This window comes from Pseudoalteromonas byunsanensis (assembly GCF_001854475.1).
Lineage (GTDB): Bacteria > Pseudomonadota > Gammaproteobacteria > Enterobacterales > Alteromonadaceae > Pseudoalteromonas > Pseudoalteromonas byunsanensis.
This window is the reverse complement of sequence record NZ_MNAN01000035.1, coordinates 176,071-190,278: the sequence shown is the minus strand read 5'-3', so window position 1 is coordinate 190,278 and position 14,208 is coordinate 176,071. Positions and strand designations below refer to the sequence as shown.

At 38.8% G+C, this 14,208-nt stretch carries 12 protein-coding genes; 8 read left to right on the top strand and 4 right to left on the bottom strand.

What is annotated here, in order from left to right:
* Position 1 precedes the first annotated feature (1 nt).
* From BIW53_RS17130 to BIW53_RS17120, 3 genes are read left to right on the top strand one after another with little or no spacing between them, the layout of a single operon-like run.
* Positions 2–1,861: a Mu transposase C-terminal domain-containing protein gene (locus BIW53_RS17130; protein WP_070993240.1), complete on the top strand. Its 1,860-nt coding sequence runs from the start codon at positions 2–4 to the stop codon at positions 1,859–1,861.
* Positions 1,858–2,754 carry a TniB family NTP-binding protein gene (locus BIW53_RS17125; RefSeq protein ID WP_070993239.1) on the top strand — a complete coding sequence of 299 codons (897 nt, stop codon included), beginning with the start codon at positions 1,858–1,860 and terminating at the stop codon, positions 2,752–2,754. Before BIW53_RS17130 ends, BIW53_RS17125 begins: the two co-directional genes overlap by 4 nt.
* Positions 2,755–3,732, top strand: a complete 978-nt coding sequence (locus tag BIW53_RS17120) for a TniQ family protein (protein ID WP_070993238.1) — start codon at positions 2,755–2,757, stop codon at positions 3,730–3,732.
* Here BIW53_RS17120 and BIW53_RS17115 read toward each other — a convergent pair.
* Together BIW53_RS17115 and BIW53_RS17110 are read right to left on the bottom strand one after the other, a co-directional pair.
* Positions 3,722–4,300 (bottom strand): hypothetical protein, encoded by a 579-nt coding sequence (locus BIW53_RS17115; protein WP_070993237.1) that lies wholly within the window; start codon positions 4,298–4,300, stop codon positions 3,722–3,724. The genes BIW53_RS17120 and BIW53_RS17115 overlap by 11 nt on opposite strands.
* A gap of 40 nt (positions 4,301–4,340) precedes the next feature.
* A complete protein-coding gene (locus BIW53_RS17110; protein WP_070993236.1) occupies positions 4,341–5,270 on the bottom strand; it encodes a hypothetical protein in 930 nt (309 codons plus the stop codon).
* A 380-nt stretch (positions 5,271–5,650) separates the two neighbouring features.
* On the opposite strand from BIW53_RS17110, the gene BIW53_RS17100 reads away from it, so the two are divergent.
* The 5 genes from BIW53_RS17100 (at position 5,651) to BIW53_RS17080 (ending at position 11,949) form a co-directional block, all read left to right on the top strand.
* Positions 5,651–7,216, top strand: coding sequence for a hypothetical protein (locus tag BIW53_RS17100; protein WP_070993234.1), 1,566 nt, complete (start codon positions 5,651–5,653; stop codon positions 7,214–7,216).
* Between the two features lie 12 nt (positions 7,217–7,228).
* Positions 7,229–7,717 (top strand): hypothetical protein, encoded by a 489-nt coding sequence (locus tag BIW53_RS17095; protein ID WP_070993233.1) that lies wholly within the window; start codon positions 7,229–7,231, stop codon positions 7,715–7,717.
* Positions 7,718–8,369: 652 nt separating this feature from the next.
* Positions 8,370–8,753, top strand: coding sequence for a hypothetical protein (locus BIW53_RS17090; RefSeq protein WP_070993232.1), 384 nt, complete (start codon positions 8,370–8,372; stop codon positions 8,751–8,753).
* A gap of 5 nt (positions 8,754–8,758) precedes the next feature.
* Positions 8,759–10,081: a DNA cytosine methyltransferase gene (locus BIW53_RS17085; RefSeq protein ID WP_217495718.1), complete on the top strand. Its 1,323-nt coding sequence runs from the start codon at positions 8,759–8,761 to the stop codon at positions 10,079–10,081.
* A gap of 38 nt (positions 10,082–10,119) precedes the next feature.
* Positions 10,120–11,949, top strand: a complete 1,830-nt coding sequence (locus BIW53_RS17080) for an ATP-binding protein (RefSeq protein WP_070993231.1) — start codon at positions 10,120–10,122, stop codon at positions 11,947–11,949.
* A 118-nt stretch (positions 11,950–12,067) separates the two neighbouring features.
* Here BIW53_RS17080 and BIW53_RS17075 read toward each other — a convergent pair whose 3' ends face one another.
* Positions 12,068–12,421, bottom strand: coding sequence for a hypothetical protein (locus BIW53_RS17075; protein WP_070993230.1), 354 nt, complete (start codon positions 12,419–12,421; stop codon positions 12,068–12,070).
* 34 nt (positions 12,422–12,455) lie between these two features.
* Entirely contained in the window at positions 12,456–14,174 is a 1,719-nt protein-coding gene (locus tag BIW53_RS17070) for a hypothetical protein (RefSeq protein ID WP_070993229.1), read from the bottom strand.
* Positions 14,175–14,208: the final 34 nt, after the last annotated feature.

Below are 14,208 nucleotides of genomic sequence, written 5' to 3'. Positions count from 1 at the left end.
AGTGAATAAGTCGTTAGTGTTAGAGCCAGGGAAAAAGGTCTCAAGGGAAGGTAAAAACTACCGTATTGCTGAAGTGTTTAATCTGTCTAAAGTGATATTAGTGGATGAGTCAACAGGTGAAACGTTAGAAACTAAAGCAGAATCATTGCTGCCTCCTCTTGAAGTCGAACCTCGTAAATGCGACGAAGAGCTCATGCTTATTTCAGAAGAAGCTTGGGAAACCGCCAATCAAAGATACGAAATCATCAAGCCTTTGGTTAATAAAGGTGGGCGTACGAGAAAGCAAGTTATTGAAAGAGCTCAAGCGCATGACTTGCATGTGAATACAGTGTACTTATGGCTTCGTTTATATGAAGGTTCGGGGTTACTTACCTCGTTGTTACCAAAGACGAGAAGTGACAAAGGAGCAACGAAAGGCGACCATATAGTTGAAGAGATAATTAAAGAAGCAATCGCAACAGAATACCTCACAAAACAGAAGAAAATTGTTCGAAAGGTTATTGATGCCGTAAAAGCCCAATGTTTAAAAAGAGGGCTTACGCCACCTCATGACAATACAGTTAGGAACCGAGTTAAAGCGTTACCACTTGAGCTAGTGTCAAGAAAGCGACATGGGCGTAAAAAATCAGACAATGACTTTAAACCTATAGAGGGTAAATTTCCAGGCGCGGATTGGCCACTCGCTGTGGTGCAAATAGATCACACAAAGCTAGACATCATTTTAGTGGATGATCATTACCGAGCGCCGATAGGAAGACCTTGGATCACTTTGTCATTTGATGTGTTTAGCAGATTGGTGACTGGGTTTTATATATCGTTTGATCCCCCGAGTGCAATGACAACGGGGTTATGTCTCGCACACTCAATTTTGCCAAAAGAAAGATGGTTAGCAAAACTCGGTGTTAGCGGAGAGTGGCCAGTATGGGGGTTACCAGACAAAATTCATGCGGACAATGCAAAAGAGTTCAGGGGCAACATGCTAAAACGAGCTTGTAGTCAGTACTCGATGGATTTGGAGTGGAGGCCGGTAGCAAGACCTAATTATGGAGCCCATGTTGAAAGAGCTTTAGGCACATTATCGAAAGAAGTTCACGCTTTACCCGGTTCTACATTCGCAAACCCAAAAGAGAAAGGTGATTATGACTCAGAAAAAGCAGCAGCTTTAACGCTATCTGAATTTGAAAAGTGGCTTGCGGATTACATTGTTAATGTATACCACCAAAAGAAGCATTCAATGTTAGGTATGGCACCACTCGCTCGATATAAGCAAGGAATACTGGGCGATAGTGAAATGCCAGGCAGAGGTTTACCAGCAAAAATAATAGATGAAGAAAAGCTTAAGTTGGATCTAATGCCTTTTGAAATGCGCACAGTGCAAGATTACGGCATTGTGATTGATAAAATTTATTATTACCACGATGTTTTAAGGCCTTGGATAAATGCGATTGATCCGCAAGATGCAAAGAGAAAGCGCAAGTTTATGGTGCGTCGTGATCCCAGGGATATTAGCCTAATTTGGTTTTTTGACCCAGAGCTCAAGTCTTATTACCAAATTCCTTACCGAGACACCTCTCATCCAGCGATAAGTATTTGGGAGTTACGAGAAGCCCTTAAGCGTGTTGAAGAGTCAGGTGGCAAAATCAATGAACACACGATTTTTGAGGCATACGAGCGAATGCGAGAGCTTGAACAGGAAGCAGTTAACAAAACTAAAGCTGCAAAACGTTCACGGCAGAGACGAAAGAATCATACCCAAGCAGAAAAGCCTAACCCAATGCCAGCAGTTCAGGAGCAACCAGGCGAATTAGCAATTTCTACTCTAGATATTGAACCCTTTGATGATATGGATGAATGGTCATGAGCGATTTTAGTCACTTAAATGACAGTGCCAAAGGAATGCTCTCTTTAGATGATGCTCAAAGGATTGAAAAAATACGTTCAGACCGCTGGATTGGTTATTCCAAAGCGAAAAACATATTAAACAAGCTTGAGGATTTGCTGGTACACCCTCGAACAGAAAGAATGCCCAACTTACTCATCGTGGGTGATACCAATAATGGCAAAACTATGTTGGTGAAAAAGTTTTGTCGAAACCACCCCGCCGAAGACAACCCCGAAGGTGATGGGGTATTGGCACCCGTTATGTTCGTTCAAGCACCGCCTGTTCCTGACGAAGGCCGATTTTATAACTCGATTTTAGAATTGCTATTCGCACCTTATAAACCGAGTGAGCGAGTCGATAAAAAGCAGTTTCAAGTCATTAAACTGCTTAGATATGTTGGGTTAAAGATATTAGTGATTGACGAAATTCATCATATTCTAGCGGGGAATACTAATCGCCAACGGGCTTTTTTAAATGTACTCAAATATTTAGGCAATGAGCTTCAAATTACAATAGTTGGGGTAGGAACCAAGGATGCATTTAGAGCACTGCAAACAGATCCGCAATTAGCTAATCGGTTTGAACCCGTAATGCTTTCTAGGTGGGAATTTGATAATGAGTATTTAAGGCTGTTAGCAAGCTTTGAGAGGATGTTGCCACTCAAAAAGCCATCGGTACTACACGAGCATAAACTAGCATCTCGTTTATTTGCCATGTCAGAGGGGTATATTGGAGAGCTAAGCAAAATATTGAATAACGCTGCGGTGTATGCGATTGAAAATAAAATAGAACAAATCACTTTAAAAGTGTTGGATGATTTGGATTGGATCACGCCCTCAGCAAGGAAACGTAGACTAGATGGCGTATCGTAAATGCTGTCTGGTAAGTTATGGCCAGCCCACCCTAAACCTTATAATGGAGAGTGCCTTTCTTCTTGGCTAGTCAGGTGTGCTCATAGCAATGGGCTAAAGCTCCAAACGTTTTGTCGGCTAGAATTTGGTTCAAATTATCAACTGTGGAACCGAGACATTGATAGGCATATACCACAGTGGCTGTTGGGTAAAATAAGCGAAAAAGCGAGCGTGAGCTGCGAAGAGTTAGTAAAGCACACGCTTGCACTTTTTGAAGGACGTCTGTTTCCCGAACTTACATTATCGGGCCAGCTTAGATGGCTCTGTCCATTAGTAATTAAACACAGACTGCATAACGGCTATGGTATGCAGTTTTGCCCGCAATGCTTGGCTGAAGGGGCTGAACCATACTATCGACTTTCATGGCGAGTCGGCTTTTATACTTTTTGCCCTTATCACCAAATAATAATGCATGACCGATGCACTGAGTGTGGCGCTAGTATTTCATTTCACAGATGCGAGCTAGGAAAACCAGGAATATACAAAGACATGGACATGGCCTGTTGTTGGAAGTGTGGCTTTGATTTACGGCAATCTCCAAACCATCATGTACGCTTTTGGAACAAAGTGCTTTTTGAACGCTGGGCAGCACAATTAAGAGCGATAGACAGGCAATTTGTTAACTGCGGGAAGTTTGATTTTGATAGGTTGATATTGCTACATCAATTATGCCGTTTGATCGTCTCTAAAAGCCTAGCGCCAGACTTACAGAGTTATATATGCAGTATGTGTGCTCAACCAGATTTACAGCTGCTTAATACTAAAATCGCCTTTGAGCAGAGAGCGTTAGTTGAAAGGCATTATGTTATCAGTCTTGCTAAATGGTTACTGCTCAAATACCCAAAGCGGATTTTGCTTGCTGTAAAGAAGCGTGTACTCAGAAAAAATTGGTTGTATAAGGACTTACATGAATCACTCATACGCCTCACTAATTTTTAATAGGGATGAAAATATCTTCAGGTCCTCCAGATGTTGCAATCTGGCGCTTTTTGAGTAGTAGCCCCATTTTTACAAGCTTATTAAGCTTACTATTTCCATTTGGAGGAGAGAGAGCATGGAAGTGTTTGACAATTTGTGAAGTTGTAACAAACTCATGCTCTGAAATGTAATTCCAAAGTTCTAAATACTTTTCGAGAAATGAACCATCACTCTTTGGACCAATTATTTTAGTTGAATTATCGGGTTGTTGAATCAATAAGCAAATTTTGTAGTGGTACAATGCACCATAAAAAGTTTCTTCTAAATCGGAGTGCTCTAAATTTGTTAAAATGAATCCGATTCTTCCTCTGAAGTGCAAAAGCAAGTGGATTAAGCATTCTCTCCCAAAGGAAACATCAATAAAATCTAACCCAGCTAAAGACAGTTTTACAATTGTGCCGCATTTGTACATTTCGATCTTTTGACGAAGTTTTGCAAATGTGAGTTGGCCATATTTGACGCCCCTCGCTTTAGAAGGGTCTACATATGCACTAATCTCAACCATTTTAAAAGAGGGGGTATGTGTCATTGGTATTCTGATTTTAAGCAAGTAGATAATCAGAATAATACTATAAGCTTATATTTTGTAAATCAAACTGAAAAGTAAAGTGAGTTCCCAAAAGAGGGTGGATTTTTGAACTGGATCTATTCAGGACATTCCACGTTTTGAAAGTGTCTCTAACTTTTCTTTGTTCAAGGTGAATGTGTGATTCTTTGAGTCTGAGGTCAACACTAGCATTTAATACTAGAGCATTTTTTGCGCTAGATGTAAGACCCTGGCCCCTAAATGTGTCATGATGACGAGATATGCCTTTCTCAAACATCAGATTTAAAATTTGCTCATCTGACAAGTCTTGATGCTGGGGGTAATTTTGAACTATGGATGCTTTTATTGTTGATAGCAAACCAATACCGCTATCACATACAGTAATGACTCCCAAACTTCTGTTATACATTTGTGTCGCAGCATACCCCGTTAATTTGCTCTCACTGTGCTCATGAATGTTATTAATAAGTTCGGAAAGGATCGTTTTGACTCTATAAATGTACGACTTACGCACTTCATTAACGTTTGTCGAAAAATATTCGTGAAAGGGAGTCACTAATGCATCTAAATCTTCGGTATGTTCTTGGCCACAAACAATGGGTTCTATCGCACAGTAACTTTTGCGTTTTTTACTGCCCTTCGATAACGAATTTAGCTGTGGTGCGATTCTTTCGGAATATAGAATCCCATTTTTAGGTAAAAATTTGAAAAATTCAATTGTATGTAAATAATTTAGGAGTGGGCTCCTTGTCGACTGAAAATTTAAAGAAACAGTCTGGCCATTCTTATGTAACTGGCAAATTAAAGACAACATCCTTGTAACAGAATCTACTCTTAGTTTGGTATTGTAATGAAAAGAGAGCTCTATGAGGTGGTTATCGGTATATTGATTCGACAATTCTAAATCAAACTCAAGTCCTGTATACCATTTATTTTTAAAAATAATTTCCATAAATGCTCTCAACGAATACGCTGTTTAATAAAAATAATTGAAACAGAGCAGGATCAATACTATAGTGTGGATGTATAAAAAACATACTTGACAATAATGCTTACTAGATTAGAATTCAATGTCCCTGCGCTATTGGCAAGGTTTGTTATCGGAGATTGGGATGAGATTGGCTGTAAGAAGAAACAATTCAAGTAATGACAACAGAGAAGCTTCTTGTGGTGAACTTGATATAAATAGCTATCTGAAAGCTAGGGAAAAGGCTAGGACTAAAACTGAGAAGAAATTAGCGAATCTGAAAGCGAGTGGTCCCACGGTTAAAATGGGTTGGACTGATCCTATAGGATTAATTCGTTAAAGTTCAGCTAGCTAAGGAAAGCTAATTGTTGTATCAGTTAAAAAATATCAATTGCCGAGACAAAAGCGCTTTCTTTAGCCAGCTAATAGAGTGTTTGGCCCCTCCATCTTGTGAACGTTCACTTAACCCAACATTTGGATTAGATAAGCAAGTACTGAATCAATTCTATAACCTTCTAAACGGTAGAGAGTTGACTGTGATAGTTGAATCCGAGTACATCGATGGAAATTATTTGGATGATTATGCTTTTTATTATTCAAAATGCTTTGAACCATATGGTAGGTATTGCAAAAGAGTGCACTTTTTCCTATCTGAATACACCCAAGAAGAGTTTGATGAATTATTTTTCAGTGATGAAGGTTTCACTGAATTAGGTGCTTGTTATGCAGGCTATGTAGTAGCAAGGCCTATTCCAGAAGCATTTATTGGCAAGACATGCCTTAATATTCGTTTACTTTTACCTGAAAGCCTAAGTGTGTTTCCTACACTTCAGACTATTGAGGTAAATTTATGGGGTAGAAAACTCGATTTTATGTCGCTGCCATTTCAAGAGCAAGATGGTGTCGTTTCTGCGTGTGCTACGTGTTCATTGTGGTCAAGTTTTCACGCAACTGGAAAGTTATTTCATCATAGAATTCTATCACCCTACTATATAACTAAAAACGCCACAGCAACCAACCCGTTGCATACCAGAAACTTTCCTAATAAAGGGCTGACTCTTACTCACCTCGCTCACGCTATAAAAAGTGTCGGAATTGATTTTTTTCAAGCACCGTGCAGTGAGCTGCCAATAGAAAAATACTTGGGGAAAATTTCTGGTTATATGTGTTTAGGCATACCTGTACTGTTGTTTGGAAAGGTTATAAATAGTAACGGTAACGACATTGGGTTTCATGTCGTAAGTGTCGTTGGAGTTAAATATTTACCTGAAGGTGAATCAGGGATTACATTAGAGAAAGATTTAGGTAACTTTAATTTAGCCCAACGGTATGTAGAATCCTTATTTGTGCATGACGATCAATTAGGGCCATTTACAGAATACAAACTCAAACGCGGTAAAAAAACAAGATTCTTTTCCCCAAGCAGAGCAACAAGCCTCGAATTCCACTGTCCGAATGGTCAAATGTTCGTAGTGCAGCATCTTGTATTTCCGATTTATCATAAAATTAGAATAAGCTATTCGCAGATATTTGACTTTGTTTGTAAAATGAATGATGAGATATATAGTCTCAAGCTATTGAAAGGTTCTAAGAGCTTTTCATTTTCTTGGGATATTAATTTAACTAATTCTTCTAACTACAAAAGTAATGTACTTGAACGTGAAGATTTAAGCATTGAGCAAAAAAGAGCGGTTCTTATAAAGAACCTGCCAAAGTATCTTTGGGTTGCTAACGGTTCGAATGTATATCACGATGATGATGAGTTTGAAGTTGTGTTTGATGCAACGGGTATTCATCATGATACAAATGTTTGTTTCGTGCTCCCAACTCCAACAGCACTAAGCATCAAGGATATATACTATGCTGATGATGCTCTGCTGTTTAACAACCTACCGCACAAGGTACAGACAGTTATAACTAAAATATTATGATAGGGAAATGTTATGGGTCTAAGACTTGTTACACCTACAAAAACGCAAACAGATATAGAAGAAAGTGAACTGACAACTATCTATGGTAATCAAAATAATGTGGGACCAGCTTCTGCAAGTTCAAACCGGTATCTTGAAGCGCTTCGTTCATATATACCGATAGAACTCACTGGCGCTTATATTTTGTTTTGCAATGTATCAGAGTCATTTAGTACTACCCTGTTAATATTTGTTATGGTTGCTTTGACTTTGTTAGCACCAGCGTATACTTACCACCGCATAATGTCTGAAGATACCCAGATCAAATCGATACCTTGGTGGCAGTGCTTATGCACAGCCATATTTTTTATTGTATGGAGCTACGGTATTGGAGGTGCTTGGGGATATCTTAATCTTCATGACAGCGACTTTGCCTTTGTAATCACTTTAGTCGTCACATTAATATTGCCTTTAATCGGGCAAGATGAGCATGGTCGCCCAGTCTTATATCACTTCAAGTGATAGTTTATCGGTATTTGAATGGGACGTTATTTTAGTTACTGTTGATTCTCCCGAAATCACAATAACTAATATAAACAAGCCTACAAATAAAATAGGGCACTGCAAGAGCAAGCTTTAAACAACCTCTTAAATTTCAGTTTTTGGTCTTTGCAGTACGGTATTGAAGACTATCTGGATGTAATTGCACTTATTCTTTAAGTAAAGCATCATTTAACTTTAGGATATATAACGGAGTATTTGCACTAAACTCCTCCTTCACTCATCAGTATAGCAATTCGAGCGTAGATGGCTACTGTAGCTAGGGTCAAAGTAAACAGCGATCAAGCACTGTCCAAGCAGTTCATGACAACGAATACTAAAGTTAGTTCCAGTGTGGAACTCGCTGATTCCTGATACTTTGGCATGCAGTGTATACTAACTACTTCATGGGTTCATACTGAGCTCATTCGAAATACCACCATAATCCTTGTATTTTTCTCAAAGCTTGTTTTTTGCTACTACTTGTGACTTGTAGCAAGCTAGCAAAAATATGTATCCATATTTTTCTCTAAGTAGCATTCAGTTGTTCATAATTTGCACTTGCCATTTATTGAAAATATGCTAATTTAATATAAATATTTATCATTTTTTCACTAAATTTGGTGTATTTAATATGGCAAAAAATTTGCGTTCCAGTGCAGAAGTAGGCGTTGATATAGCTAATGTAATGGCAAGTAAAAAGTTGACATTAGAGACCTGTGCAGCTGCTTTTAATAGCAAATACAAAGTCGAAATTGATAAAGGGTTGAAGGCTGCAATGAATAAGGACTTTATTCAACGCGTCAAAACTAAGGATTTCAAGGTGGTGAGCAAACGGGTTGAAGACTTGTGCAAATTTTTGGGTGTAGATCCTTACGTGAACCAAAAACCTAAGAGATGCTTTGAGAAAGAGTTTGCTCAAGTTGAGCTAGTTATTAAGCAAAGGCCAGAACTTGAACCTAAGATAAAACAGCTACTGCACAGTATTACAGAGATTGTTGCAGTACAAGGAGCGTAAGTAATATGATTAATGATGGAATAAAACAAATAGATGTTAAAGAACCCAATTTGGTTCCTGAACAAATGAAATTTATTGATTTGTTTGCAGGACTGGGTGGTTTTCATACTGGTTTTGCAAATAGTGGATACGAATGCGTATTTGCATGTGAGATTGAACCGCATCTGCGAAAACTTTATAAAGAAAATTACGGTATTGAACCACATGGTGATATTACTAAAGTTGATGAGGCAGAAATTCCTGCTCATGATGTGATGTGTGCAGGCTTTCCATGCCAACCATTTTCACTCGCAGGGAAAAAGAAAGGTGCGGAATGCCCTTCTTCAGGTAAACTGATAGATCATGTAATACGAATTGCTAAACATCACACACCCAAGTTTGTTGTATTAGAAAATGTTCCTAATGTAATTACCATTGCTGAGGGGAGCTTCTGGGAGTATCTAACGTCCTCTTTTTCCAAGATTGGATACACTATTCATCACAAAGTGATTTCACCGGTAGATATAGGCATACCTCAAAATCGTAAACGCGTTTTTATTGTGGCTATTAGAAATGATCTTGATGAAGGTGCTTTCATTTGGCCAGAAACCGTTGAATGTCCACAAACGTCGTTGCTCGATATTTTGGATGAGCGAGCTGAACACAAGAAACTAGAAGTTGCAAAAGTCGAGCTATTAAAGCATTGGCAAAGTTTACTTGAGCAGTTGTCATTAGAGCGACTTGTTAGTACTTCAATTGTAGCGCCCGAGTTCGGTGCCACTTACCCTTTAGATTTCAGTGAGCTAAGTCTACATGAGATGACACAATATAAAGGAGCATATGGTGCAGACCTTTCTGAGTGTCAATCATGGGACGAAGTGATGGCAAAGATGCCTAGTTACACTAAAAAGAGTCGTGCAGTTTCAAACTGGTTAATCAGATCTGTCAACTTTTCGCGGGAGCTTTATCAAAGCAAACAAGAAGTTTGTGATGAGTGGGCAAAAGCAATTGATAAGAATAACAATAGTTGGCAGATCCTTGAATGGCGCGGTATGCATACTAATATGAATATATATGAGCATATAGTGCAGTTCAGAGCTTCAGGCATTCGAATACTTAAGCCAAATGTAGCACCCTCATTGATATCAATGACTCCTACGCAAATACCGATAATACCATCCCAAAACCGATATTTATCAGCACATGAAGCAGCAAAGTTGCAAAACCTTCATGAATTACCGAATTTACCAACAACAATCGTAGGGGCATTTAAGGCATTGGGCAATGCTGTTAATGCTAAAGTAATTGAACTAATTGCAAGTAATCTGAAAGTATGGAAAACTGCATAAGATAAACATTGTATTAACGTTTTTTAAAAGGATATTTCATGAGTCGAGATGAAAAGCGGGCCGGTAAACCATTCAAAGTAGATGTGTCGCCCGAAATGAGAATATACAAAATCTTACAACATCTGAATTACAATTTAGAAACTGCTTTCGCTGAACTAATTGACAACTCGATTCAATCTTTTTTGGATAAAAAGGCTGATATTGAAAAGTACTACGGAGAGTCATCTCCCAAACTTAAAGTAACGGTAGATATATCAACAGCAAAAAATCAAATTGTTATAAAAGATAATGCTGGGGGGATCCTTGGTGATGATATGGATAGGGCTCTTAGGTTAGGAGTTGATTTGGGAACTGTTCATTCTGCGGATAGTCTAAGCGTATATGGCATAGGGATGAAAAGCTCAGCAATATGGTTCTCGGATAACTGGTCAATTAGAACATCTGCAATAGGCGTTGATGAAAAGCTAGATTTTAGCTTCAATCTTGACGAGCTATTAGAAAATAATCAGACTGATGCTGAAGTAGTGCCCTCTGAAGCTGGCGTGAATGAGCACTATACTGAGATCGTTTTAAGAAATCACATTCGAAACGAAACAGCTGACCATTATCAGGACACAATTATTCCATTCATTGAGGAAACTTTTCACAAGTTTAGTAATTTTACTACGATTGAATTTTATTATGATGATGTTTTATTAAAGCCTAATTCAAAAAATTTGGAAACTTCAGTTCCTAATATTTTAGAGTATCCACGAGTAAATGGTCAGGGCCTAATTGACTCAAAGGTTCTAATTAAGTGGCTGTTGGAGCTGGACTTTATATATGAAGGACGTAAAGTACACGGGTTTGTTTCGATAAGGAAAAAGGGTAAATATGGACAACCAGGTATTAGGTTGCTTAGAAATAACCGTGTGATAGAAGGCACATCAATTTCGCCAAATTACCCAGATTCACTTTTGAAATCTAAGAACAAATTTACGGCTCAGAGGATATATGGTGAACTGCATCTGGATTCATTTCCTGTTGACTTCATGAAAACTAACTTCAATGAAAACCTTAAGGGTCTTTATGAGGAAATTCACAAGAGGATAAGTAAAGAATACTGGGTCAATCTGATATATCAAGCTGATAAGCTTCGTGTGAGAAATCTTCCAAAAAAAGAAAAAGAGCTTCTTCAAGAAGCTGAAAAACTCAAGCCAGCTGTAAATATAAATATGCTAGAGGAAGAAATGCTCAATGGTGGGCCAAGTAAACCAAAGCTTGAGGAGGGCACTGGTCCAGCTACTGAAATGCCTAACAAACCAACAACTAATGAACCTATTTCTACGAATTTGGAAGGTGAGCAAGAATCACAGAGTCCACCTAAAAGTGAGGCGGAAGGCAATGGTAGTAAAAATAGTGAAGCATCTGGTACACCTTTTCCTTTTGAAGTGAAGGAAGAAAATAAAATTGAGTTTTCAAACGAGTTAAATAAGTATTTAGCACAGTTAGATGGTAACAAGGCATGTCACTTATATGACTCTTTATGTAGGCTCTCTCTGAAGCAACACTCTGTTCTGATGTACATCGGTGCTTGGTCATTTCTTGAGATGTTAACAGCATTAGTTGGACGGAATACTCAAGCCTCGTTTGAGGACTTTTTAGGGACTAAAATAAATGAATACACTAAGGACAAGAAAGTTAAGAGCGAATTGAAAAAAGTTGTCGGTGACATATCGACTCGAGGGAACTGTACTAAGCATTCTGGAATTTTTTGGAATTATACAGCTATGGACTTAAAGCCTGCCTTTATCATACTTGAACCATTTATAATTTACCTTATTGAAAAGCATAAGGAAAAGATGAAGTTGGCTGAGGCTTCAGTTTAAATTTTAGCAATTGAACATTACGGGTGAGAGGGATGTCTAATTTTATCGACAACCTCTCATGTATCGAGTTCTTAAAGCACTTTGGTACTGGCAAAATAAAACACACAAGGTTGTCATATCAATTGTCTTTATATTTCAGTCTTCTATAGTTACTATTGGCTGAGCTTTCCCCATTTTTAAAATCACACATTAGGGTAATGTATTGACCTATTTCAGTGGTATAACGGGCTTTGTAGCCGCTAACTAGCGGCCCCTTTGAATTCCAGCATCCACCATCTGAAGAACTGTATTCAAGATACCAAGCCTCTTTGCCATCTTTAATAAAGAACCAACTGTGGCTGCTGTATTCACTTTCTGAAAATAACCCGTTGCGCTGTGATTTATGTGCGTTTTCCCATGTCGTAAATATTTCAAATTTATTACCAGTTTCAGAGATAAGTCTAAGTAGGTGCATTCTGTAAATATCCCACATAAATGTAGTACTCCTTACTATAGTGAAGACTTAATCAAAGCCTATCAAAGATAGAGCTCTTAAAATCTAACGGTGTTGACCATGTATGCTTCATGGTTTTAATCGTTATGTTAGGGATTGAGGGAATGTTTAACCAGATCCCTTTTTTTATTGCAAGCTGATGTAGTAAATTGTTCAGTCTCTGGTTAGAACAATACTCAAAGTTCTCGACATTAACTAATGCAACACTGCAATTTTCTTTGTTTCGCATCTCAAATTCAATCAGTGTATACCATCGGTTTTGATAGTGAATGTCCGCAATAATTACTTGCCGTCGGCAGTAAGAGCTTGAGTCCAAGTAAGACCATTGCCTTTTATCGGCAGGTTTTGTGAGCGGGATATACTCAATGGCTTCTTCTATGGGCCGTAGACGGGCTTTTACGCCCTCAACTTGAGTGAGTAGCTGGATGGCCTCTTCAAATGTTTCAAAGCTGGCAGGAAGGGCTTGACGACGTGTGCGGATTGGGTTTGCGTGTCCACGGCCAGTCTTTAGATCACCAGAATCACCTTGTCCAGTGCCAAGCTGCTTTGGTTCATCTTCTTTTGGCGCATAGCGTAGTGCGCTTATGTAGCGACATTGATCTTTTTTAGGCCTATCGACTTTTTTGCCCATGATTGCGCCAAATCGGTCGGTTGGTAATAGTACATGTTCATTGGTTTTGCTTTTATTTGGCTCATTTTGACTTTGAAAGGGCTTATCAGCATTTGACGTTTTATGCTTAGGCTGAGGAAACGCTGGTTTCTTATCACCATCATTGATTTCATTTTCTCCCTCGCCCTGATTATTGTTATTGTCTCTATCAGCCGTAAGGTGCTCAAAAGGAAATGGCGCTGTACAGTGCTCTATGGCCAATACTAGATATCGCCAGCCCCTTTTTGAAAGTTCATCTTTAGCAGGAATGAACTTACCTCTGACTTTTAGGTTACTTGAACCTGAAAATGGAAATGTACTTTGGGGATGAAGAAACTTCGTATTCAAGGAGTGTTTCATTATTGTGTCATGTGGCAGCGTAAAGCCTTCCCAAGCTTCTTTACATGTGAGTGCTCGTCCAATAACCCAACCATCTTCGTCCGAAAGGTGTTGCCTTAGATGCAGTATGCAGCGTCTCTCTCCCTCATCAAAGCCACACTTTTCGGTATTAATCACATTCTGTGGCTGATGTTTTAAATCGCCAGAAAAAACAATATGCGCCATATCTGTCGAAACAGCGTAATAGAAACGGATTAACTCCATAACAGGAACAAGTATTCCAAAGGGGTCTTCATCATGTTCAATGGCTATAAGGTTAGCCATAAACCCTTTTCCCGTTCGATAAGATTCGTACGGAATGAGGTTTTTATCCTCAACTTTATGATTTCCAGGGATGGATTGAGTGGTGTGTTCGGCGATATGAAGATTATGTAAAAGCTTTGTTTGACCAGCCTTGGCTGCTTGGCATTGGCCATTTAGCCAGATCGAACCGATAGATATAAATGGAAGCTGTCCAACACCAATTTTTATAACTGTTTGGTCATCATAATTTGTGACATGAGTGGAAGCGAGATGTTTAGCGGTGGAGTCTATGCTTTCATTTTGAATGAGAGGGCTTATTACGATTTGTAAGAAAGGTTCGGAGGGCACGTTTGGGTTTCGCTCAATAGCGCCAAACCAATCGACCCTCCAATAACGATCGTCACAAGGAAATTCACTAATTTTAGGTATTCCTTGCGACATCTTTACTCTTCCTTACAGTACAAAATATCGTTGT